Genomic DNA, 25,125 nt, shown 5'->3' on the forward strand with positions numbered 1-25,125 from the left:
ACTGTACTTCGATGGGGTAGTCCTTCGTGGACAGTGAATTTTTCTGCATTTGCAGTCTCCTTTCGGAACTAAGAAAGATTTTGGACTTAGTTCCCTCCCTGAAAGAAAGAAGGTGCACGAAGGATACCTACCTAATTCCTTTCGCACCGCGTGCAATCCCTAGCGCGCGGTGTAATGATCGGTTTGCCGCCTGTTGGCGTTCAGCGCCATCCGACGCCGTGCGACCCTCATTAGGTAGAATACAAGTTTGTATTCCGCGAGTAATTAAACTCCAATTTGTGGAAGATGACCATGGGTAATAGAAAAATCTACTAAACCTCTCACTGCACTAATAGTCTATCATTAGAAATAATATCCTGTAAAGATTTTTTTCGCAAATAGCGAATATTTTTTCGCATATATGATTTTAGTTAGCTATGAGCAGAGTTAGGCGACCTTAGAATAAATTGGAAGTTTTACTCGCGGTGAGTTGTAACTTTTGATATGGTTCTTCATGCATCCTAAGATAGTTGAATGAGAGCCGTCGTGTTCCTCCCTAATATTCTTGTAGGGATAAATCACTTAAATTCGTTTAAAACTACCTACCAGTATATTCTATGAATACACAAATAGGCCGTCTAAAGTTAGATGACCCATTTGCTAAACAGTTTTATACTGACGATCTAATATTATTATAGTATTTTATATCGACAAAAATCCATTATGTTGTAAATATCCCAAATATTTATTACTCATTTCTCGGTTTAAGTGAGGCTTGGTACTTTTTCCTTCGTTCATATGCAGCTTCAAGCATCAAAGCTATACGTATGCAATAATATATAAGCCTAAACTTTTTCAGGCTAGGGGAAATAAACTTTCATAGGAGTTATTTTTCATACGTACACAGTTAAATAATCACTCAGGTATTTTAGGTAATACAGGTCTTGCATCCTCCAAATTAAACCAAGTCTCAATATGCAGACAAAGCGGCTCAATATCCTCGATTGCTAACTCACATATGCAGTTATATCTATCTTCTAAAATTTTTTTAACGTTATAATGCTCGTGAAATTCATCTGTAGACTTTGCCATGTACACTTCAGTAGGTTCAATAATATAATTTTTATTCTTTGTATCTTTACTCACATACATAATCCAACCAAGGCTTCCTTTAAATGATCTTATACATTCTTTCAATTGATTATATATTTCCTCGCCGTTAGAAAACCTAAAGAAGAATCCTGGTGGTAATTTATATATATCATCCTCAAAATACATAACAGTTCTAACCCATTCGAAAGACCCAAGTTTTGAAATAGTATAAGCCAATTTTTCATTCTTTCTTATTTCTGACGAATGTTTAAAATAAAAGCTTTTCCGTTGCATTACCCTCGCCTCTATTCCAATTTTTCTGTAGTGACTTCGATATTCCCGCCATTGGACTGTTTCAGTTTTTCAAGATAGGCATCCTTAGGAATCGGCACTTCACTGTATCGTGGATCGTAAATATACTTGCCATCTGAATAAACCGTATGATAGTCAAAATCAACCTTCGATCCATATTCAGTTACCTCTATCTGCCCGAATTTTTCGGACGATCTAATAGTTAGCACTTCACCTTTTCCACCCGCTGCTTGTGCTAAATCATCTGCTATTTCAGAACAGTCATAGTTAAGATTCTCTCTATATTTTGCTGCGTTTTCTGACATCACTTTGGTTACAGAATGATTACCTACACTTTTATGACTTCCCTCATTTTTGGGAGTTTCCCCTGTTAGTTCGCTTGACTTTTCTCCTCTCTCCTCAGGAGTGTGATCATCCTTCTTATGTGACCCTCCTAGTGAAGCACCGTCATCTTTGGAATGTTTCTTTCCTTTCTTTCCTTTCCTTCCAACCACAAACGCAAATGCTGCTTCTACTAACAGATGGGCATTTTCTTGCTTGGAGCTGTTTTTTGCTTTTTCATAAACAGTATCTGGTTGCGTTATGACTTTAACAATTTTATCTGCTACGTCTTGTTTTCCTTTGAAGTTATCAATCACCATTTGACGAATATCCAGATTAGGGAAGTTACGTATTCGCTCCCATGTCGCCTCTACATATTCATGAGTAGAGTTTTTGATTTCATTGAACACAATCCGCTCAGTCTCATCCAGGTCTTTCATAAAAGGACTTTCCCTAAACGGCCCATATTCTTTTCTATAATCGTCAATCGAATTCAGAAAATCAATCAAATATTTCTTCTGTTCCGTCGTGTATCCTTTCATGTCATCCCGATACTTGGAACTCATTAAAGCTCTGTCACTAAATCGAAAATGGTTGTCTGTCTGCCGCTGATGTTCCATTAAAGCGATTATATCTGTGGAGAGGTCCTGATTATTATAATAAGCATCCAGCGCCTTTTCAAACTGTTGATCCACGTTTCTTTGATCCCAGCGTTCCCGTATATCAAGGGGAATTTCGCTATAGGCTTGTACGGAAGCTTGATTGACTCCCTTTACATAGTTGATGAAGTCATGTATGGATTGTACTTCTCCATATCCCCTGGCACTCGTCCATACCTTACCGAGGAAATCCATCGTCGCATGCCGTTCACGCGTTCTTTGTTCCTCCGCATGCGCATGCAAGGTTTGGGCAACAACCTTGGCGCTCTTCCCCAACACCACTCCCCAACCATGGGAAGGTACGCTGGCAATCATGGAAAATCCGGCTGCCGCATATTTAACTATGGATGACGGTCCGGAGGAAGCGACCTCGGAACGAATTGAAGCTATTTTTTGACTTGCTGCTTTCGGTATGGCTCCCAATACGGGAATCGACGCAGCCACATCACATACTTTCTGAGCTAATCCCAATACGCCATCCAGTAGACTAGCCTTCGGTGAACTGGGAGTGTTTACAGCCGACTTAACGACTCCACCATCTTTCGACGTAACGCTTGAATTGGAGCTTCCTCCTGTACTGCTGCTTGCTGCACTTTTCGCCGCCTGCGCCTCTGCATAGGCTTTTACAGACATTAATGGGGGCTCCCAAATCGGTGCTAAATCAGCAACAAAAACCGGTCTTTTAACCGTGCCTTCCAGCTGTACTTTAGCGGACCGTATATCCGTTTCTCCATCCAACACCAAGCTGCTGCTGCCCGCTTTGAAATAAATAGCCTCGGCAGCTTGAATATTCAGCTCCCCATCTGCATGCAAAGAGAGCATCTTCCCTGCCGACAATGACAACTCATGCTCACTGACGACCTGAACACCCGATGCATTCAATTGAATATGAACCTGCTCCGACTTGGCCGTCATCTTCAATTCACTGGCACTTAGCTTGATGTTCTTGTCATGAGGTGTCCCCCAATACTTGGTGGCTGGGTCAGCGAGCTTCGGCGAGTTTCTCCCTTGTCGTATGGAGCTTGCCGCATATCCGTCCGCCTCCTGCTCTGTAGGGAACCGGACGGATACCCTATCTCCTCGTTCCGGCATGACATACCAACCACTGTTCCCTTCGGCTGTATAACTGCTGGCATATGGAAACCACCACGCCGTTTCCCGATCCTGCTTCTCATCCACTGTAAGGTGAACACGTATTCGGCCTGACTGGATCTCTAATACATGCCCTTCCAGTGAGGCTCCGGTGAGGTTCGAGCACAAAATCTCTGTTTGATGAATTCCCTGTTCGTGAATCAGTTCATACTCGTGTAGCAGCACTCCTTTTTGCAATTCAGAAGTGACTTGCGCTACCATCCATTGCTCGCCATTCCAATCCGTCAGATCCCCAAGCCGGGCAAGCTTTTCACTCTGCAGCAAGTAGCTAAATTTTGTTTTGCTGTTGGGATCAAAACTGCGCCGAGTACGGTAAACGGGATGCTTCATTTCAACGTATTGTCCCTCCGGCATACCCAACCAGAATTTGGGCCCGTTTAGTGAAATTTCCGGGACCAGCACAGCTCCAAATCGGGAAGCGATCCGTTTGAGAAAGGCCCAATCCGTCTCCTGATACTGTAAAGTAAATGCATGCAGGGTAGCACCGTTTGTTACGTTATCAATAACATCGGCCTGGCTGTACTTCTGTATGATTTGCTTGATCAAATTTCCGTAGGGCATTAAAGTATCCTGATAAGAACGAGTTACAGGTGTGATATCCAACTGAATTGTATGAGATACGGCTTCAAGCTCCACATAATAGATGCCACGCACCATCCGTGTTTCTGCATGGACCAGTAAACCATGGAACAAAATGCGTTCAGGCTGATCATTTTCTGTTTTGGTACGGATAATGACCGGTTCGTTATCCTGATCCTGTTCTATGTAATGATCTCTCTGTTCCTCATCTATCCATCCACTGATCTTTAACCGGGCGTGGTCATTTAGTTTTCGTTCGATACGCAGTTCGCTTATCGTTTGAAGAGGATATGGACCTGTACATTCCAACTCCGTATACGTTAACATCGTTTGTGTGTGATTCAACTTGTACCTCCTTACTCCAGCGTCTGGCCATCGTCTGTAATCCGAATCATTCCCCCGTATAGGCACGCATTCGAGCATTGATCCAGCAAGGCTGGTTCTCCCTCCACAAGCACATCACTTTTGCCGCCGATCCAGGGTCCGGTGATGAGCGGAACACAGTTCGCTTTTTTCACCCCGTAGATATCCACCATGTCACTGCTTTTGACCGCTGGGTTAGCTGGGCAGGAGCAACGACCGAAATTGCTGATATTGGTTCCTGGCAAGTAATCTCCAACGTTCATTTGCGCTTTCTCTTTTACATATACTCCGTGACTGAACGGACGTTTGAGACGTGTCGGCTGCGTACCAAAACTGCAGCTCAAGATGGCCCCGGCAACTACGTATCCTTGCTTACTTCCCCGTCCAGCCTGAATAGGTTCCTCTTCCGAATGAGACTTTTTTGCCATTCTTCCTTTCCCCCTTCCCCATGTCCTTTCTTAGTTTGTTTTTACTTCACTGCCCAGAACATTGGTTATTCCACCCAGCGATACGGTACTGCCTTTGCTCGTCATTTGAATTTCATCCCCGGCCGTGATTTTCACTTTACTGCCGGAATGAATAGAGATATTCCCTCCTGCTGAAAACTGAATCTGTTTATCGCTTACAATGTGAATTCCATTTTTCTCATTTAGCTGGATATACATCGTCCCCTCTTTACTGGTGATGACAATTTCATCAGGGGTTAATTTGATTTCCTTGCCGTGGGCGGTACGAAACAATTTGATGTCAGGGTGTGCAAGAGCATGTTGTCCCGTACTCTGATTCTTTTCGCGCAAAGATGTACTTGCCATGCCCTCTTCCTCGCGATGGGCAGGGAAATAGAGCAGCACGGTATCCCCGAGCTCAGGCATTACATACCATCCGCTATGGCCCTCCGCAGTATAAGGAGAAACATAGGTGAACCAGTGAGCCTTTGCAGGGTCCTGTGTGGCATCGATATGTAAATGCAGTTTGATACGATCCCGCTCTACCTGAATGACTTTACCTGGTAAAGACAGACCGATAAGCTGCTCGTTAAACACCTCTTGGTGTCTCAATCCCTTGTGGGAAGTCAGGGTATACACGTGCTGCATCATTCCTTTTTGCATATGAGTGTCTACCTTGTACACATACAGATTTTTACCCTTAAAGGTAACGGTGCTGCCGAGCTCCAATACCTGCTTTGCCTCAACCCGGTAATCAATAAAATCATGCTCGTTTACATGTGCTGTATCATTGCCGTTAAAATAACGATAATCTCCAACTCGCTTGCTGACGGTATAATGATAATTGGTTAAGTCCAGTCCAGACTGGGTTTCCTCGACTCCAAAATAGCACTTCGGCACATCAAATACCGACGCAGGCGTGAGTGAAGTATGGTAACGCGAAGCGATCCGCTTGAGGAACTCCCAATCGGTTTCACGATATTGGACTGCTATACGGCCTAAAGTCGCTCCCCCTGTAGCCGAATCAATGATATCAAAACCGGGATAATCTGCACCTACAGCTCGCAGCAATTCCTCAACCTTCATATTTTTATCTTGAAAGGACCTGTTCTTTTTACGAATATCCAGCTTATACGTGTGTGATATTGCCTCGACCTCCAGGTAATACACATCTCTTACCACTTTGACTTCCATATGGAGCACCGTTCCGTTAAATAGCGGTGTTGGAGTGCCTGCCTCATCCAGCTGCGACACGCAAACCGGCGAATCGGCTTCGATCAACTGGACATAACTGTCCTGTAATTCTTCAGGTAAAATGGCGGTAAAAGAGAGCCGGGTGTGCTCATTCAGTCGCTTGGTCATATGGAGTTCCTGAATGCTAACCAATTCAAATGGCGTAATTTGCAGCCGATCATATGTAATGTGGGTTAATGTCATAAGGGTTGATTTTCCTTTCGCTCAGACTCGATTTTCAACGTTAGCAGCATACTGCGGGCTATTGGCTGCCAGGTCGCCATTTCTTCATCCGTACAGTTAAAAGTACACATGAGCGCACGTCCTTCCAGCACCGTAAAAAAGGATAAATTATACACACGCGCATTCCATACTGGTGTCATAAATTCACAGTATCCAATCTGACACTCTTCGTTCTCCAGCACTTCATGGCCAAACCATTCAGTCAACTTCTGGGTTTGTTTTACCACCTGAGCCATCTCATCCGTAAAGTTTTCCAACTCTTCGGTTTGTAATGGACTCTCGGTATGCTTGAAGGTTAAGTTAATCGTGCCTGTGTCATTGGTAAAAATAAAATCCGGACGATGATGAGAGGGATATTTTAATCGTTGCTCGTGCATGGGCATATCCCGAAAGCTCTTTGGCATTGTTATACTGATGCGTTCATCCAGCAAATGTCGCTGAGCAAAAATAAATCTTTCCCCACCGAGTTGCATAAATGTTTGTAAGGGCTGTCCAAACGGTTCCTTCCCGTGAGCGTGATTCACTCCTTCATCCTGAATTAAAGATTGATCATTTTCGGTATTTTCTGCTGTTACTGTGTGTAGCAACGAAACAATTTTCTTATCCAGATGTTCCATATATCATCCACTCCCATCTTTATTACTGCATGGCGACTTCCTGAAAGGTGATGCCACTTGTCCCTCTCCGCAACAGACTTTCCGCCAATGCCAGATTGACCAACGTGTAGGTTTCACGCAACCCTTGAACTTGCAATAGAGATTTCCCCTTGGTACGTTCTCGATCTACGACCAGCTTCATCAATGTTCCTCCGGGACGAAATTGGCTTTGCTCACCCAAACAATCCACTAAAGGGGGTTGAATCATCCAATACAACTTTTGCTGCGAACGTTCCATATCCCGAAGCAAAGCCATGCGGCTGAACAAGCCCGGCACAAAGACCTGTAATAATTCATGCACAGCATCAGATACCATCATCCTGGAACCCATTAGAATATCAGGGTAAACCGTATAATCGTGACCATTAACCTTAAACTGCGCAGCATAAGATGCTGGCCAGTTCGTCCAGTCATTTAGGTCCATCATCTCTGCATTTGCCTCTTCATCCCACACGGGTACAGCAGCATACAACATCCGATCATCGTGCTGACAAAGGAAATACTCCACTATGCCACGTCCCTTCCATTCCGTTTGTCCCACATTGTGTTATCCAAATTAAGTTAGACTCTGAATGGCTGGATGCATACCTAAACTAAACCGGCTTCCATCCAGCACCGCTCCTTTGAAGCAGGCTCCCTCAAACGCTGCCCCCATGAAGTCAGCCCCCTGCAATATGGCCCCGGTGAAATCTGCATCCTTCAAATAGGCTCCCTGAAATTGGGCTCCTGTAAGATCCGCTCCTGCAAAACTTACGGGTTGAAAACCGGGTCTTTCCCATCGTTTAGACTGGTAAATTCCAGATACAGCTATTGCATCCCGGAAAGATGCTCCCTTTAAGTTGGCTTGTTCAAAACGGGCTTCCTGAATCAAACAACCGCTAAAATCCGCTTCTTGTAAACAGGCTTTATTCCAACGGGAACCAATCAAATTTCCTCCTGTAAAAACACTATTGTTAAAAGAACTTTCACTCAAATCGGCATATTGCAGACGTATTCCCTCATAATCTCCTCGGGATCCGTCAATTCCCCGAAAAACTTCATGTATGTAGTCATATGGCTTCTTTTCCTCAAGCCAATCTTTCATCACCGTCGAATCTTTGACACGCACATCCCGTTTATAAACGATTTCACTTTGGTCCCAATATTCTCCGACTCTCAGCTCGAACACATCTTCCAACTGTATTTCATGAGCAAACTGTATTGCATCCAACCATTCTTCTGTGATACTAAAACGCGCAAAAGCAATGATATATTGGTGAATATGTATTGCCGCGCGCAATTTCATCCTTTGAATATCATCCAAGCCGATTCTTCCACCATATTTCTTAGCGTGCTTACTTAATTCCGTCTCCCACTCGTCCAAATAGCGAAAGGCCCATTCTGCATCATAGGTATCCCGGCAAGGATGGCGATCCATAAACCACGTCTTGTCCATGGCCTCCACCAAATAGGTCGCCCTTCCGTTTACCAAATCGGTACGAAGCATGGAGTAAGATATATATCCCAACGCCTGTTTGGTGCCTTCATACTGCATCTGCTTGGCTTTCCCGAGTATTTGCTCTAGTGAATTGCGAAATGTCTTGGCTAAGGTATACTTATGATTTTGAAAATGGGCTTCCAATGCAAATAACATTTGATGCTTTAGGGGTTCATAGATCTCATTTGCAAAATGTCGAAGAACCTCTTCACGATTCACATCCTATCTCCTTTCTCGCAACTGAATTTACAATGTTGTGCAATATCCAGTTATTCTAAAATATAAATTTTATATAAATGATATGTGAAATCATAATTTTCAAGGGTATATTTAACAGTAAATCATTCTTATGTATGTATCGGACAGATTAGCGATTTTGTTTACAGAAAGAACCATAGTACGTGTTATTTTCAATATTAGCTCCAAATACATATTGCTACATAACTAACTTAACAAGATTATTTTAACTAGGGAGATAGAGCAATCAACATTATTGAAATAATAATTTAAACTAAGGAACCTGAAGTTCATATGCATTTTACGAATAAATCAAATTCATATATACCCTGTAAGAGTGTCTTCAAAAGTCCATTTTCTTTATAACAACAAAACAGTTAAAGAAAAACGAGCCTTTAGAATCGCTTCTAAGGCTCGTTTTGTGCTTAGTGAGACATATTTGTAATAGTTCCTTTTAAAATCACTAAACCATAAATGATAACTGTACTTCACCAATTAACATCTTTTTGATTTCCATAGCTATAGTTTCAGCCATCAACGGCGGTACAGCATTACCTATCTGTGTAAATACAGCTGTGCGTGGTCCCTCAAAATAAAAATTATCAGGAAACGACTGAAGGCTCGCTGCCTCTCTGACAGATATTGATCTGGACTGGTTAATATCCGGATGTATATAATAATGCCCGTCCTTGGCTATATGAGCCACTACTGTATGTGAATAGGGTAGATCTCTTGCAACAACCTTGAATCGATCCAGAAAAGCCTTAAGATTATTATGCGTTCTTAATCTTTCTGGGAGATCTGTGTACTTCAAACGCTTTTTTTCTCGATTCCAAAGGTCTATTGCAATATTGTATATTTCAAGATCACTCTCATTATGCATTCTGGTTAAGTGCTGTGTTAATATATCCTCTTCATTTCTAATATTAGTATCCCTAAGGTATGGTGTTGGTTCTTTAACATATTCATTCAATTGTTCACCTGGTGCAAGTGGATGCAGGTCCGAAAAGATATCTTCGACTAATGCAAGCTGTTCGATTTGGGTAAAACGCGGATATTCGTATCCCAACTCCCTGTTCCATCCTATTAATATAACTCTCTTTCTCTTTTGTAACACTCCGTAATGAGAAGCATCCAAGGTTTTATGTTTGATTTCATATCCGATTTCTCTCATTAAATCTTGAATACCCCTATAATAGGATCCTCCGCCAGCATTTAAAATTCCAGGTACATTTTCAAACACAAAAATATCAGGCTGATATTTGGCCAGAAATTTCACATACTGTTTATAGAGATAGTCCCTCGGATCATTCTCCTTCTTCTGTGGATCTCTGGCTCCTCCAACAAGCGAATAAGCCTGACAGGGCGGACCGCCAACCAAAACATCAATTTTTTGAGTCTGGCCGGTATTAAAGGGAAAGGACGATCTCCTATGAATAAAAAACGGAAGATAACTTTAGAAAAACGGATTGAAATTGCACAATATACCCTCGCTAATGGTCTAGACTATCAGAAAGCGATGGAGGAATTTGGTGTGTCTTGTCTGCAAGTATATGAATAGGTTCGGAAATATCAAGCGTCTCCAAGACATCGGAGGCGTTAAAAGCCTGTAGAAGGAACTAGGCGAGCAGGAACGACTCAAGCTGCGGATCAAAGAACTGGAAGCACGAAATGAATATCTGGAGATAGAGAATGTCTTCGCAAAAAAGTGGGCAGGGATCAAGCGACGAAAACCACGCTAACCCTAGTTCGACATGTAGAACGGGATCAAGCGATACAAGAACTACATGATGAAAAAGGTTACACTATTGCGACGTTATGTGCGTTAACTGATGTAGCTCGATCTGCCTATTACAAGTGGTTAAAGTGGACACCTTCTGCCAGAGAACGTGAAATACACATGTTGGCTAAAGAAGTGAAGGGCCGTTATGACAAGCGAACTGGCATTCTAGGCTATCGCCAAATGCGCACCCAACTCAATCGAGGCTTAACCAGACGTACAATAAAAAGTGCTTCTACAAAATCTGCTGGTTTATCCCTATCATGTAATTGCAATTTTCCGTTTATAATGTTGGGATAATCATAGTCTTAACCCTAGAGTTAACTCGAAACATAGTGGATAATGATTTTTAGCTCACTCTAGTCACTGTCTACACTGCAAATTTACGAATAAATGATTCTGGATGGCTTAATATGTAGCTTTTTGCAACTGCAGAGTATTCACTTTCAGGGTTAGCTAAGTTCCTTAATTCTCTGCATTTTTCTTGCATTTCTTCACGGACAAGCGGATTATTATTATAATTGTCTTGTTGATAAATGCTTACTATGCGGTCAGCGATGCGTTTGCAAGTTGTGCGAATTTCCTTTCTTGCCTTAACCAATTTTTCAGAATCAAGTCCATATATTTTTGCAGAAAGATACACTCTGATAGCGCACCAAGACTCTATATCTGAACAAGCTGGGCATACCTTTCCGTCTTCGTTGAAGTCAATCCAAGTCACATCATCTTTGTTTGTTGGGTCTATTAGAACTGGCACTTCGTTTCCTATTTCATTTGTTTTTAAAGCAATTGGTGACCCTTCGCGCAATGGGAATCTCACACCTTTTTTGGAATTTGGAGTAGAACCCATTAAGCGGTAATTTTGAGGGTCAAAGGCAAGCCACCAATAAGCTTGTGAACTTGCAATTGTTTTTATTTTATAAGGATGTGTAGTATTTGTAACCTTATTTTTGGGTCTGAAATGATCCATGGTATACGCCGAAACATCCTCTTTTGCTTCCGTATACCAGCATTTGTAATGCGATAATTTTTCAAATTCAAATTTTAATTTTGTCCAATATGCGCTATTGTCATCAATAAATTGTTTGCGATCTTTTTCGGGTGTGACCAACAACTCAGCCGTAAGCCTTGCCCCCTCATCGAGCAAGCTTTGGTCGAGATTAAGCTTTGACATATCAATATATATCACGCCTGCTCCTCCTTCAATAACTCACTTAAAATTTCATCAGTTATTTTCATTAATTCATCTCTATCAGATTCCGTGAGCGGTTTCGTTTGATATTCAGGTCTTAAATATAATCGCTCAATAAATTTGTCGTAGAGTGGATCTTGAGTAGTTCTTGAAAAACCCAATTTTGTAAGCTTGCCTTCCAGTTCAAGGTATAAATCTTCTTCTTCCTGTGTCCTATCTTGCTTATATTGTAATTGTCGTTTTCTGTCTAAGTCTTTTTGCGTCTTATGATCAAGCGCAGTCATCTGCCCGAATATTTCACTTGTGAGCACACCAGCGATACCAAGGCCTCTGGGGTCAATATCCGGATTTTTCACATAAGTTCCGGTCTCGTTGCGTTCAAAAATCAACACAGATTCTTTTGTCAGACCGCTAATCACTATGGGATCATGTGTTGAAATAATAAATTGACTATTGTCTGCTTTTCCACAATATTTTTCGATCAAATCCAGATAGTCAAACTTCCATGCTGGGTTGAGATGCGTGTCCGGCTCGTCCAGCAAAAACAGTGTATCCTGTTCTTTTGTGAATTTGATTAATCCGATAACGGTTAGTAGCTGTTTTTCGCCCTCGCTCATTTCATTGAAAGTTATAACTGTGCAATCAGACTTTTTCATTTTAATATGAATGTCTTCAATTAAATCTGATAGATACATACTTTCCAGATGCTTGAAAAATTCGGTGTTCTCGCTGAAGTTTTTAGCAAACGCCAAGAGTTGATCTTGATCTTTTAAAAACAAATAGGTGAATTCTCTTTTGCTGGAGGAACGTCCTTGCTTTACAGTTACCTTTTCTTTAAGCGGAGCCAATGCGAAAGGATAGAGCATATCTAAAAAACTGCGCACTACACCACGGGCACCCCAAAACTCAGATTTTCGGTGTCCCTTCCCTTTTCTCCATTCTGGTTCTTTGAGTATAAATAAAACCGATTCAAGACCGAAAACATCCAAATATTTATTTAATAGACCGTCATCTTGGGTCTCTTTCGATAACTCATCAATTAGCGAGAAAAACGCAAGCAAAACAAATTGGCTGTGAATCAGGCGTGCATAAAACATTCTTCTAAGTGCACGATCATCATCATCCAAAAGCCTGCGATAAAAGATCTCCTCATGCTTATCGAAATGGCTTTCCAGTCTGCGACTTGTACCGGAATAATAAGCAAACACATTTCGTGGCAGATGAACACTTCTCCCACGGTAAAATGCGGTTTTCGTTACTTCTTCCTCGTCAACGAAAAACCTTTTTTTATCTTTGTTGCTGACGATTTTTATTTTTTTTCCACCACATTGGTATTCAATGGTATAGGAAAACTCAACAGTTATATCCTCCAAATCAAGGTCCCGGAAAATGATGGATAGTGCCTCAATTAAATTAGATTTACCGCTTCCGTTTTGCCCGATAAGCACAGAAATACTTTGCGTTTCATCAATGTCAATGCTAAAATTCTGCAGATTTTTGAATTTATCAATACTAAGCTTGTCTACCCTCATTGTTTACCTCCAGATAATTCTCTTCCCCCTCACGGCGTTCTATCACCGCACCGGTATCAACCAATTTTTTAAGTTCCGCATAAAAATCATCAATATCCTTTATGCCTGTTTGAGCCTTTAATTTTTCGGGCGTAAGGCTCTTATGTTCGCTCAATGCTTCTAAAATCGTCTTTGGCATTTTGCTATCCTCCAGTACCAGTACACTTTTTTTCTTTTCTATTGATGGTACAGTGTTTATTTTGTCCAAAAGTATGGATTTTAATAGTTCTTTCGCACTTTCTTCCTCGGGGTTGTTTGTGGCTAGCTCGCCACGGAAAGCACGAGCGAGGATTACTTTTTTCATAAGGTCAATTTTCTCAATCACGTTAGAGTGCTCTTTTGCCTTTTGCTCTTTTTCAATAATGCTTTCAAGGATACGGACAATTTCGCTTTGTTCTTCTGGTGTCGGGATAGGTAACATGTATTCGTGAAGCAAACCTGTGCTAATGCTTTCAACAGTTGTTCCGCTTTTGCTACAGCTGTCCCGTATTGATTTTTCATTTGCAATGCAAGCCCAAAAAATATACTCTTGAGATACATTTTGAGGAACCAAAGCTTTAATATCTTGATTAACAGTTACAGGACATTTTGTCATTGCTATTGGTAAAATTCTTCGCAAAATTCCGCTTCGTACAACAAACAATATTGCATTATCAGCAATCAGCTTTGCGGAGGAACTTTCAATTGCAGCTTCTGTGATATGATCTATTGTGTCGACTATAATGTTGCTTTTCATATCTTTCGGGGTTACCCATAGAACAGTCCCATCGTCCCAATATTCAGCAATGGATGTTGTAGGTGTTCCACCACCAAACCACTCACCACATTTTCCGAGTTTGCGTTTTTCCCAACTATCTAAACTCACGCAGTTTTCTTCCCGCCATTTTTTTGTTAGCTCTCCTGTGAAAGCCTTATGCAAAATAACGGCTTTGTGTTTTTCATAGCTGTCAAGGGCAGTTTGTGCTTTTTCCTTTGCCTCGTCCAGTTTGGACAACAGGCTTTCAATGCGGTTGACAATGCGCTGTTGTTCGGCAACGGGTGGGAGGGGGAACGCATACTCTTTTAATTTGCTTATGCTTGTTCTTGCACGTATAATACCTTGGGTATTTTCTTGCACTTGATTTCTAAAAAAGGTGCAATTTATTCCGCGTACTAAAAATTGAGTAGATACCACTCGAGTAGGGACCATTTTAATCGCATCAGATGATAACACATACATTTGTTCGTTATTTGGTACTATAATTGCTCTACCTGCAGGCATCATTTTTGCAATTACGATATCACCAGAAGAAACAATACTCTTTGCGATCGTGTAGGCATGGTTGAAAGTTGTATACTTTGTGTTTTCTTCTCGCCAACCATCTTCACCTATATTGCTAAGCTGGATGATTCTTGCCTCTTTTTCTTCGGTATAATGTTCAGATTTCAAATTGCTTCCAAATGGTCCATCAGCCATATCATGAGTTAAACTACCAAATTTAACCCACATCCAGTTCTCCGGTACCTGATACGGCTGCTCCCAATCGGGTACAAGGGCGTTTTGCAGTATTTCCTCCGGTGAAAGGCTTCCTTTTTTCTTCGCCATCAGCATTCACCCCCAAGGGATTTCAGCTCCTTCACCACGCTCATAATTAAATCCACCGCTTCTTCCAGCTGTGCAATAATTTCTTCTCCGCTTTCGATTGGGTCTTGTAAATCTTCATAATCCAACACGCTACCATCACGAATTAACCCCAAATCCAGGCTGTTGTTTTTCTGCGCTATTTCCTCACGGGTAAAGCTACTCCAGCGCTCATCTTTTACCGCATCTCTGTCTTCTGCTTGATACGCCTTTACAAAATTATCAAAATGCTCCACCTTTAGCGGCGTTGTTTTGCCAAAGGAGGGCATATTAGTTCTCATATCGTAAAAGTAAATCTTTTGGGTATTGCCTTTTTCGATAATTCCACGGTTAAAAAACAGCACATTGGTTTTGACACCCTGCGCATAGAAAATACCGGTGGGCAGACGCAGAATAGTGTGCAGATTGCATTTGTTCATTAGGTCTTCACGGATTTTGGCGCCATCGCCGTCAGCAAACAGCACATTATCCGGTAAAACCACAGCCGCACGGGCTTTGCCATCTTTTTTCAAGCAGCGGTAGATGTGCTGCAAGAAGTTTAGCTGCTTATTTGAGGTTGCGTAAGAAAAATCATCACGCTTGGCACGCTCACCACCCTGTTTTGTTCCAAATGGTGGATTGGATAGCACAACATCTATCTCTTTGATGGCTTTTCCTGCATTGGATAACGTGTCATCGCATATGATGTCACTTTCAATACCGTGAATCATGGCATTCATCAGCGCAAGGCGGTGGGTGTCAGACACAAGTTCACAGCCAGTAAACGCATGAAATCTTTGAAAATAATATACTTCTGGAGATAACGTGTTTTTATCCACATGATCAAATACATACTTATTCGCCGCTATCATAAATCCGAATGTACCGCAGGCAGGGTCATTACATTTTTCGCCTACTTGCGGCTTAACCAGAGACACCATTACGTCAATCAGCGGACGTGGGGTAAAATACTGACCAGCTCCAGATTTTTTCTCGTTGGCATTTTTTTCGAGTAAGCCCTCATACAAATCGCCAAAGCCGTCTTTTTCAACATTAAACCAGTCCAACTTGTCCATGCTGGATATAATCTTTTTCAGATTTTTGGGTTCACCAATATTGCTACGTGCATCATGGTAAATATCACGGATATGCCCTTTGCAATAATCGCCAAAGCGACGCAGCATGGCGTTGTAGTATGGTTTTAACTCTGCCTCGGACAACGCCGCAAGTTTATCCCAAGAATACTGGGCTATTTCTTCTTTTTCTGCAAGCTCTGCTTTTTCTTTGTTGGTAAGCTGATCTTTTTTGGAATCCTTGTTTTTTTCTGCTACTTTTAGCTTCTTGCGAAGCTCTGCAAGACCAACTATGTTTTCCGCAATATTATCTTCCTGTCCAGTCTCTTTCATCATCTTAAGAAAGAGAATATAGGTAAGCTCTGTTACATACTGGTGATAGGTGATACCGTCATCACGCAATACATTGCAAAGATTCCAAAGCTTTTGTACAATTTCTGTGTTTCCCATTATGCTACCTTTCTCCCGTCATCACAGGGATGTTTATTTATCTCTGCAATGTACTCTATTAAAGTCTGTACGAAAACCTATTTAAGCCATAAGCGAATCGAAAGCAGAATCAAAAAATCCTTAACATATTCGCCGTTTTTTCATAGCGAGTAGCTAAGCCTCAATAGTTTTTGCTTTGTTGAAAAAGTATTCGACATATAGCGAGCGTTTTACCCACCGATTGCGTTTGCTTGGGATAATCGGAATAGCGCTCGGCTTTACAAAAGCTCCAAAATGGCATTAATATCGTGGGCGCGATTTGTTAACATTTTCCTAGGCAGAACACCAGTTCATGAAGCAGACGGTATCTGGTGACGGAATCGTTATCTTGCCCTGGTGTCAACTCGAAACGTAGTGGCTATCCCAGGAATACCATCGCATGAACTTTGGTGGTTAATCCTCCGTATGAGCGTTTGATGGCATGTTTGTACTGCCCCTTTTACGCTCGCTTTATGTTGATGGACGCAGACGATCGCAGCATCGACCATAACTTGCTCCCAACCAGTTCGACAACAATATGATTTGGCACTTTAATCCATTTTTTTTCTTTTTGTGCCGCCATAAGAAGCTGTAAGCGGAAGACTAAGAGCCTTAATAATTCGGAAAAATCGCCATGTCGCTCCCGTTCGAGAAACCCAAAGCACGGTATTGATCATCTGACGTCGATCTTTTGGCAGGTGTCCTCCTTGTTTTTTCATACTGGAGGCATCAGGGATCAAGCATATTCCATTCTTCGTCATTCAACTCGTATCTTCGTCTCATGCTCCTTATTTTACTATATTTCTAGGAGTTGTACAGTTTGCATACAGGCTCTAGTAATAATTAACACGAGACAGCTGTCTCGTGTTTTGGTAAGGACTGAATTTGGATATACCAAGAGGCGCCCCCGACATTTCTATTGACTCTTCTTGCAAGCTACATTGTCGAGTTTCAGCCAATCCCAAAAAGTCTCAAGGGTAATTTCCCCGCGTAGAATGCATGCAATTCAGCTTCGCCAACTCGGGCCACTGATAGAACGCCGTTTCCGTTGTCTTCCCATAACGAACTCAGGCAAAACGCCTTTTAAATTCCCGCGCATAAGCGTGGTCGGGCTAGCATTCTTGCCTTTCCTCTGTTTGAGTGCACCAATTCCTTGCAGGTTTTAGCAGAAACGGCAAACGGACATTCACAATAATCAGTATTTTTGTTTCGGCTTAGCGAAAAGTAGTGATCAAAATTTTTGCATATCCGAAGAAGCAGCTTATACAGACAGTTTGCCATCGGAAACAGTATTCGATACTTTGATCTTAGTAGGTTTGCAAAAGTCCCTCCTACCAAACTGTGGCTTAAACATCCAAATGAAAAACATGCAGGGCATGGAGACTGTTGTCTCCCTTAACGGAACGAAGCATGATCAGGGAGTCGTAGGTTGATGCTCGGATTGAGGGTGCAAAACTCCGTCTGGCCTGGAATTGGGCCAGAATCCGAGGTATTACTGCCTTGAATTCTGTAATCCGCTTGAGTTGCTGGATGCCGGGTCCCATCGGTATGGATCCCCTGATGGCACGAACGATATGGCCGGGTGTCAAGGTAAGGGCCTAGAAAGACAAGAAAATTGCCACCCGGACTGAGGAAGTCTCCGAGACACACGTCGTTAAGTAACTTACTGAGCATACTTAATTTCACTCTAACAATTTATTTCTCTTGGACAATCAGTTCTATTTATTATATCGTTTTAATTTCAAATTTATTATTTCTCCAATTTCTTGTTTATCTTCTAGGTTTAGCTTTCGTAAATTTGAAACCAGGCTTAGTTCAAACTCATTTACCTGAATATGAAATAATCCTATGTTAGAATTCACAGGCCTCTCAAGTAGCAGCCATTCTAAATCAATATCAAAATTTAGTTTTAAAGCAATTATAGTTTCAACGGATGGCCTGTATTTATCTTTTTCCAATTCACTTAATGTACCTTGAGAAACGCCAATAATTGAAGAAAATTCAGTCTGATTAAGCTTATTCATTTTTCGTATAATTTTTATCTTTTCTCCCAAAGTTTTCATTAATCCACCCACAATCAATAAAATACAAACAGTCCCGATCAAGAATTTTCCATCGGGACTGTTTAAGTTTTGAATATCAAGATTTTTATAGATGAATTTTATAATTGTTAGGCACAAAAGAATATATTGTCATTAAATACACTTATAAGCAAATAAAGATCAATTTCTAGATTCATAATTAATAATAATCGATCACAAGTTGCTATAAATTAGAACACAACTTTATTGTCTATTTCTCGATTTGTACACAACTTTATTGTTTTGTACACAACTTTATTGTCCGTAGACAAATCGGGCTTTTGTTAAGATACTCTTTATTCTACAGTAACACTTTTCGCCAGGTTACGTGGTTTATCAACATCATGACCCAGTGCAAGCGATGCATAGTAGGCTAACAATTGGAGAGCTATAACTGAAATGGCAGCCGACAGAATCGGAAGTGTTTTTGGAATTGCAAATACTTGATCCACGGATTTCAGTAGCTCAACAGCGTGCTCTTCATACGTGATTGCAAGCACGTCACCGCCACGAGCTTTGACTTCCTTAATGTTGCTCACGGTTTTTTCCAACACGGATTCCTGAGTTACCAAAGCGATAACTGGAATCCCCTCTTCGATCAATGCCAGTGTACCATGCTTCAACTCACCCGCAGCATATGCCTCGGAATGAATGTAGGAGATTTCCTTGAGTTTCAGGGAACCTTCCTGTACTACAGCATAGTCCTGACCACGACCAATAAAGAACAGGTGCTTGTTGCTAGCGATTTGCTCAGCATAGGCTTTGATCGCATCTGCTTTACTCAACATCTCTTCTACTTGCTCTGGCAGTGATTCCATAGCAGCCAGCACATGAGCTACTTGCTCATCCGTTTGTGTGCCGCGTACTTGAGCCAGATACAGACCCAACAGATAAAACGCAATCAACTGGGAAGAATACGCTTTGGTGGAGGCTACGGCAATTTCCGGTCCTGCCAGTGTAACCAACACATCATCTGCATCACGGGCGATGGAACTACCAACTACGTTTGTAATCGCCAGTACATGCGCTCCGTTTGCTTGTGCTTCACGCAGTGCTGCCAAGGTATCAGCAGTTTCACCGGATTGACTCACCACAATCACCAATGTCTCAGGTGTTACGATAGGAGAACGGTAGCGATACTCGGAAGCTACATCGTTTTCTACCGGAATACGAGCCAGACTTTCAATAACCGTACGACCAATCAAACCAGCATTATAAGCTGTACCACACGCTACAATTTGAATGTTGCGGATATTTTTAATTTGTTCTTCTGTCAGCTTCAGCTCTGGAAGAACAACCTTTTTAGTGTCTTTATCGATACGGCCCAACATTGTATCACGGTAAGCCTTAGGCTGTTCGTGAATTTCTTTCAACATGAAATGCTCATATCCGCCTTTTTCCGCTGTCACAGCATCCCATTCGACATGAATCATTTCCCGAGAAATAAATTGGCCTTCGATTGTCATTAATTCGACAGCATCACTAGTCAGAACAGCCATTTCGCCATCGTTCAAAATAAATACATTGCGTGTATATTTCAGAATAGCCGGAATGTCGGAACCGATAAAGTTCTCGCCTTCTCCCACACCAATAACCAGCGGGCTGGCTTGGCGAACAGCTACCAGCTTATTAGGCTCGTGCTCGGTCAGCACTCCCAGTGCAAAAGCACCGCGCATAAAGGTAATTGCTTTTTGTACTGCTTTAACAATATCTCCTTCATACTCACGCGCTACCAGATGGGAAATAACTTCTGTGTCCGTTTCGGAAATAAAGGTATGACCTTCGCCGATCAGCTGTTCCTTCAGTTCCAGATAGTTCTCAATAATTCCGTTGTGAACTACAGAAAACTTTTGGCTCTCATCCAAATGTGGATGGGAGTTTTCATCAGAAGGTTTACCGTGTGTTGCCCAACGTGTATGTCCGATGCCTGCATGGCCTACCAACGGTGTACCATCCAGTTTAGCTTCCAGATTCGCCAGACGACCTTTTGCCTTGGCTACTTGCAGTCCTGAATCTGTAAACACGGCAATACCCGCAGAATCATACCCGCGATACTCCAGCTTCTTCAGTCCGTCAATCAATACCTCTTGCGTATTCTGATTACCAATATATCCTACAATGCCACACATATTCGTTATCCTCCCGATCATCATTTCACAAGACGACTCATCACAGGACTAACGTGTGCGGTAGATTGTGGAATAAAGTTCATTCATCTATGAAGTTGTCAATGATAACTATAGAATTTACAGGCATCTCTTCACGAATGTAACGAAATTCCCAAACCGCGCACGCCAATGATGATGGCCGCACATTCATGAAATGAATCTTATAATTTAGGTTATAAAATAATTTGGGCATCTACCGGTGCGTTGTGTAAACAGTTGCCTGTTCATTTTCCGCTGCCGGTTTACGGGTTGATGCTTCACCGGAAGGTCCCCGCCGAATGTTTCGAACACCTTCACCTCGTCAGCTTGCTTTGTCGTGAACCGATGCGAGCAATATCATCTCAACGGAATCTATTGCTTCTCCACCAAGTTCCCCCGCACAAAATCAAGCTCTGGCGCTTGTATTACGTTACCTCACAACCCTCGCTTTCTCTATTTGAGTCACAACATCCCTATATTATATTCAGCAGAGCATCATTTGGCAATGACACTTTATTCATAATTACACCCTAAAGGCGTTAAATCCTTAGTGAATAACCGTAAATGCGGTTGCCTGCTTATGTTAACAGGCAACCTACGTTTACAAAATTTTAAACTAATTCTTTTTTCACGACATCTACGATCTGTCCGACGAATTGCTCCAGCTCATCTTTGTCCGGGCCTTCGGCCATTACACGAATAAGCGACTCTGTACCTGAAGCACGGACCAATACACGCCCATTATCGCCCAATTGTTGTTCCACCTGCTCAATGGCTTCTGCAATCGCAGGATTCCCCTCGTAATTGCGTTTGTCCTGCACACGTACATTCACAAGCACTTGCGGATATTGTTTCATAAGCGATTTTAGCTCGCTCATCTTCTTGCCGGAAGCTTTCAGGGTATCTACCAACTGAATCCCCGTCAGCATGCCATCACCTGTCGTATTGTGGTCTAGGAAAATAACATGACCAGACTGCTCACCGCCCAGATTAAATCCACCCCGACGCATTTCTTCCATCACATAACGGTCTCCGACCGCAGTTTTTGCAGTCTTGAGAGCCAGCTTTTCAGTAGCTTTATAAAAACCGATATTACTCATTACTGTCGATACAATGGTGCTGTCCTTGAGTTTTCCAGCGCGGTTCATTGCATCCCCGCAAATACAGAGAATGTAGTCTCCATCTACCTCTTCCCCGTTCTCATCAATTGCGATCAGGCGATCAGCATCGCCGTCAAAGGCAAGCCCAATATCCGCTTTCAAGCGGCGCACTTCCTCTTTCAGCTTTTCAGGATGAGTCGAGCCACAATGATCATTGATATTCAATCCGTTTGGCTCCGCTCCGATCGTGTGCACTTCAGCTCCCAAATCCGCAAAAAGCTTCGGCGCCAGCTCATAAGCTGCTCCGTTTGCACAGTCCAATACAATTTTTAGACCTTCAAAAGAATGACTAATTGTTGTTTTCAAAAACTCCAGATAATCGTAGCGGGAATGCTCGTCTACAACAACCGTGCCCAACCCGTTGCCAATCGGACGAGGCAATTGGTCTTCTTTTGCATCCATAAGCTCTTCAATTTTCAATTCCGTTTCATCGGTTAATTTAAACCCATCGCCGCCAAAAAACTTAATCCCGTTGTCCTCAACAGGATTGTGAGATGCTGAGATCATTACACCAGCGTCCGCTTTCAATTGCCGTGTGAGATATGCCACCCCAGGCGTCGAAACAATACCTAGGCGAACCACATTAGCCCCAATGGACAACAACCCGGCTACCAGTGCCGATTCCAACATCAGCCCGGATATTCGTGTATCCATACCAATCACAACTGTCGGTTTCTCTACATTACCTGCTAAGACATATCCGCCGCAGCGGCCAATGCTATATGCCAGTTCGGCTGTTAGTTCCTGATTAGCAATGCCTCGTACACCATCTGTACCAAAATATTTCCCCATGTAAAATGACTCCCTTTTTTTGTCTAATAAATCTTGATCATTTACTACAGATAAAACATGTTATGGCTGACTGTTCTCCGAGGTTCCATTCGCAGAAGATTCTGCGCCGTTATGAGGATTTGTTTTATCCTCCGCAGCTGCGTTGTCCCCGGTATTAGCGTCAGAGTTGCCACCTTGATTGCCCTGCCCCTCCTGTGGCCTCTCCTGCCCCTTATCACCACTACCAGAGGGGTTTGATTCATTCTCACTATTCGGATTCGTTACAGCAGGCGTAGAAGGGCTCTCAATGTTTACCGTTGCCTTTAGTTGGCCGGCATTCCCGGCTTGTGTAATGTATTTAGGCAAGCCTACTTTCAAAGTAACCTCGTGTTGACCAGCCGAGAGGCCACTTACATTTGCCACCAAACTAACGTCATCATTGGTTAAATTGTTTACCAAATCCTGAGGACCCTTCACAGTAACATCCATCGTCTTGCCTGTGGGCGCTATGACAGTCGCATTAGCTCCATCTCCTGCACCTTGTAAAACGATTGGGATGCCTGACAGCGTCCGTTCCGTATCTGTAACTTCATTGGAAGGAACGACAGTCACCTGAATTTGTATTGACCCTGGCTCGATTTTATCAGAACCTGAGGGAGCTGCCAAATTAGCTTGAACCGTACGGGTCCCCGCTTCCGTAAATTGACTCAGATCGAGTGTAACCGTGACATAAGAGCTGAGGCTGCTTAATACATCCTGTGATGCATATACCGCTGCTTCCTTCACGTTTGCGTTTACTTTAGAAAGCGCCAATCCGTCTGGCAGCTCTCCGGAATAGACTATCTTGACAGGCACAGACTTCGCCTGCTGAGTGACTGGGATTTCAACGGACACCGTGGATGGCTCAATGACCGCACCTGTGAGTTCCTGTCCCTTTTTGTTATAAGCTTTCAGTTTTACACGTTTCTGTTCAAACTTTTCTGAAATGCCATCCGTATTAACAGCCCCTTGCACCGCAGTAACGGTATTCAACTGGCTTTTGGGTAAAGTAACCTTTACCGTTTGAGGAGCAATCACAGGCTTGCCGAGCTGTAGCCCCGCATCTGGACTACCCTTAGATACTATAGATACATTAAATGATTTCGTTTGTTTTTCCTCAATTGTTACTGTAACACGGTTAGGAGTCATCGATACCAATTCCACCCCATCCGGCAAATCCGGTTCAAGTGACAATGTTTTAGTACCTGCTCCTAAGCCGCTTAAGTTTAGTTTTGCCTGATAATTATCCGCGAAAAAAGTAGTCAGGACAGAGCGCTGTCCTCTGACCTCCATCTTTACATGATCCGTGTCCATAGTAGACAGCACATATTTTGAATCATCCAGACCACTGGCCTGAATGGCCACATTATCAATTATTTTATTATTATAAGAAACGGTCAACGTAGACGAAGGTGTACCTGTATCCAGATGAACCATTCCCCACAGCATTATAGCAACCGCAAGCGCCAATATCTTGGAAATCGTATTATTGTTAATCCATTTGTCCATCATGAATTTCCACGGCCTCCCCTCCGATTCCAGAATGAGCCGCGTTTTTCCTTCAGTGACGGTGTTGGCCGCAACTCCTCATACAGCTTGGAGATTAGGGATTCTTCCTTAATGTCTCGTACGACCTGACCATTGATAGCCAACGAAATTTGCCCTGTTTCCTCCGATACCACGACAGTTACGGCATCAGTTACCTCACTCACGCCAATTGCAGCCCGATGACGGGTTCCCAACTCCTTGCTAATGAAGGGATTTTCCGATAATGGCAAATAGCAGGCCGCAGAAGCAATCTGTTTATTTTGTATAATCACCGCACCATCATGCAAAGGCGTATTGGGAATGAAGATGTTAATTAGCAGTTCAGAACTAACTACGGCCTGTGTCTTGATACCAGACTCCGTATATTCATTCAGCCCTGTCTCTCGCTCGAATACGACCAATGCTCCTATTTTTCTACGTGATAAATAATTCAGCGCCTTAATCATTTCTCCAATTAACTTATTGATTTCTTCATCATCTACTGACGAACGCCCAAATAATTTACCACGTCCCAGCTGCTCTAGAGCACGACGCAACTCAGGTTGAAAAATAATAAAAATAGCCACTACACCAAAGGTGAACATCTGATTCATCAACCACTTGAGCGTGTACAAATCAAACCAGGTACTAACCGCCCAAATAACGACCAGGAACAGAATTCCTTTTAACAATTGAACTGCTCGCGTTCCGCGAACAAGTAAAATAAGCTGATACATAATATAGGTTACGATTAAAATGTCGATAATATCTTTAATGGACTCTTTCCAAGTCAGGTCCGCAAAATAATCCAACATGCGCATGCCCCCGCAATTTTCTGTAGTGAGTGGGTGTAATATGTACACAGTATGCTCTCTCTATCTAGGTTATAACGATCAGGCTCACGTTGCAAGCTGTGCGACAAAAGAATCACCAAAATCAGTAAAATACAGTACGATTCGCCAGATTC

Annotated in this window: 19 protein-coding genes; 1 reads left to right on the top strand and 18 read right to left on the bottom strand. The window is 42.4% G+C overall.

Annotated features, from left to right (window positions below):
• Positions 1 to 894 precede the first annotated feature (894 nt).
• The 8 genes from EGM68_RS22365 to EGM68_RS22400 form a co-directional block, all read right to left on the bottom strand.
• Positions 895 to 1,365, bottom strand: a complete 471-nt coding sequence (locus tag EGM68_RS22365; RefSeq protein WP_129550040.1) for a hypothetical protein — start codon at positions 1,363 to 1,365, stop codon at positions 895 to 897.
• 11 nt (positions 1,366 to 1,376) lie between these two features.
• Positions 1,377 to 4,439 carry a phage baseplate assembly protein V gene (locus EGM68_RS22370; RefSeq protein ID WP_165264070.1) on the bottom strand — a complete coding sequence of 1,021 codons (3,063 nt, stop codon included), beginning with the start codon at positions 4,437 to 4,439 and terminating at the stop codon, positions 1,377 to 1,379.
• A gap of 11 nt (positions 4,440 to 4,450) precedes the next feature.
• On the bottom strand, positions 4,451 to 4,885 hold the full coding sequence (locus EGM68_RS22375; protein ID WP_129550042.1) for a DUF4280 domain-containing protein: 435 nt from the start codon (positions 4,883 to 4,885) through the stop codon (positions 4,451 to 4,453).
• Between the two features lie 30 nt (positions 4,886 to 4,915).
• Positions 4,916 to 6,340, bottom strand: a complete 1,425-nt coding sequence (locus EGM68_RS22380; RefSeq protein WP_129550043.1) for a phage baseplate assembly protein V — start codon at positions 6,338 to 6,340, stop codon at positions 4,916 to 4,918.
• Entirely contained in the window at positions 6,337 to 6,996 is a 660-nt protein-coding gene (locus tag EGM68_RS22385; RefSeq protein ID WP_129550044.1) for a hypothetical protein, read from the bottom strand. Before EGM68_RS22385 ends, EGM68_RS22380 begins: the two co-directional genes overlap by 4 nt.
• A gap of 22 nt (positions 6,997 to 7,018) precedes the next feature.
• Positions 7,019 to 7,576: a hypothetical protein gene (locus EGM68_RS22390; protein ID WP_129550045.1), complete on the bottom strand. Its 558-nt coding sequence runs from the start codon at positions 7,574 to 7,576 to the stop codon at positions 7,019 to 7,021.
• Between the two features lie 15 nt (positions 7,577 to 7,591).
• On the bottom strand, positions 7,592 to 8,731 hold the full coding sequence (locus EGM68_RS22395) for a pentapeptide repeat-containing protein (RefSeq protein ID WP_129550046.1): 1,140 nt from the start codon (positions 8,729 to 8,731) through the stop codon (positions 7,592 to 7,594).
• A gap of 481 nt (positions 8,732 to 9,212) precedes the next feature.
• Positions 9,213 to 10,187, bottom strand: a complete 975-nt coding sequence (locus tag EGM68_RS22400; RefSeq protein ID WP_129550047.1) for a DNA cytosine methyltransferase — start codon at positions 10,185 to 10,187, stop codon at positions 9,213 to 9,215.
• On the opposite strand from EGM68_RS22400, the gene EGM68_RS26430 reads away from it, so the two are divergent.
• The gene (locus EGM68_RS26430; protein ID WP_276311672.1) at positions 10,182 to 10,310 is read left to right on the top strand and encodes a hypothetical protein; all 129 of its coding nucleotides are present in this window, start codon (positions 10,182 to 10,184) and stop codon (positions 10,308 to 10,310) included. The genes EGM68_RS22400 and EGM68_RS26430 overlap by 6 nt on opposite strands.
• A gap of 589 nt (positions 10,311 to 10,899) precedes the next feature.
• On the opposite strand, the gene EGM68_RS22405 is transcribed toward EGM68_RS26430, so the two are convergent.
• The 10 genes from EGM68_RS22405 to cdaA all read right to left on the bottom strand — a co-directional run bounded on the left by EGM68_RS22405 (position 10,900) and on the right by cdaA (position 24,973).
• Positions 10,900 to 11,718, bottom strand: a complete 819-nt coding sequence (locus EGM68_RS22405) for a hypothetical protein (protein WP_129550048.1) — start codon at positions 11,716 to 11,718, stop codon at positions 10,900 to 10,902.
• Positions 11,715 to 13,253, bottom strand: a complete 1,539-nt coding sequence (locus tag EGM68_RS22410) for an AAA family ATPase (protein WP_129550049.1) — start codon at positions 13,251 to 13,253, stop codon at positions 11,715 to 11,717. Before EGM68_RS22410 ends, EGM68_RS22405 begins: the two co-directional genes overlap by 4 nt.
• On the bottom strand, positions 13,234 to 14,877 hold the full coding sequence (locus tag EGM68_RS22415; RefSeq protein ID WP_165264072.1) for a restriction endonuclease subunit S: 1,644 nt from the start codon (positions 14,875 to 14,877) through the stop codon (positions 13,234 to 13,236). The genes EGM68_RS22410 and EGM68_RS22415 overlap by 20 nt, the downstream gene beginning before the upstream one ends.
• On the bottom strand, positions 14,877 to 16,415 hold the full coding sequence (locus EGM68_RS22420; RefSeq protein WP_129550051.1) for a class I SAM-dependent DNA methyltransferase: 1,539 nt from the start codon (positions 16,413 to 16,415) through the stop codon (positions 14,877 to 14,879). The genes EGM68_RS22415 and EGM68_RS22420 overlap by 1 nt, the downstream gene beginning before the upstream one ends.
• Before the next feature lie 1,364 nt (positions 16,416 to 17,779).
• On the bottom strand, positions 17,780 to 17,977 hold the full coding sequence (locus EGM68_RS22430) for a hypothetical protein (protein WP_129550053.1): 198 nt from the start codon (positions 17,975 to 17,977) through the stop codon (positions 17,780 to 17,782).
• Positions 17,978 to 18,151: 174 nt separating this feature from the next.
• Complete coding sequence (locus EGM68_RS22435; RefSeq protein ID WP_129550054.1) at positions 18,152 to 18,496, bottom strand: helix-turn-helix domain-containing protein; 345 nt, start codon at positions 18,494 to 18,496, stop codon at positions 18,152 to 18,154.
• A 314-nt stretch (positions 18,497 to 18,810) separates the two neighbouring features.
• Positions 18,811 to 20,643 (bottom strand): glutamine--fructose-6-phosphate transaminase (isomerizing), encoded by a 1,833-nt coding sequence (glmS, locus tag EGM68_RS22440; protein ID WP_129550055.1) that lies wholly within the window; start codon positions 20,641 to 20,643, stop codon positions 18,811 to 18,813.
• A gap of 629 nt (positions 20,644 to 21,272) precedes the next feature.
• Entirely contained in the window at positions 21,273 to 22,613 is a 1,341-nt protein-coding gene (glmM, locus tag EGM68_RS22445) for a phosphoglucosamine mutase (RefSeq protein WP_129550056.1), read from the bottom strand.
• A gap of 60 nt (positions 22,614 to 22,673) precedes the next feature.
• Positions 22,674 to 24,143, bottom strand: a complete 1,470-nt coding sequence (locus EGM68_RS22450; RefSeq protein ID WP_040102798.1) for a CdaR family protein — start codon at positions 24,141 to 24,143, stop codon at positions 22,674 to 22,676.
• The gene (gene cdaA, locus EGM68_RS22455; RefSeq protein WP_013373237.1) at positions 24,140 to 24,973 is read right to left on the bottom strand and encodes a diadenylate cyclase CdaA; all 834 of its coding nucleotides are present in this window, start codon (positions 24,971 to 24,973) and stop codon (positions 24,140 to 24,142) included. Before cdaA ends, EGM68_RS22450 begins: the two co-directional genes overlap by 4 nt.
• Between the last annotated feature and the right edge of the window lie 152 nt (positions 24,974 to 25,125).

The sequence above is a fragment of the Paenibacillus sp. M-152 genome (assembly GCF_003856555.1).
GTDB lineage: Bacteria > Bacillota > Bacilli > Paenibacillales > Paenibacillaceae > Paenibacillus > Paenibacillus polymyxa_C.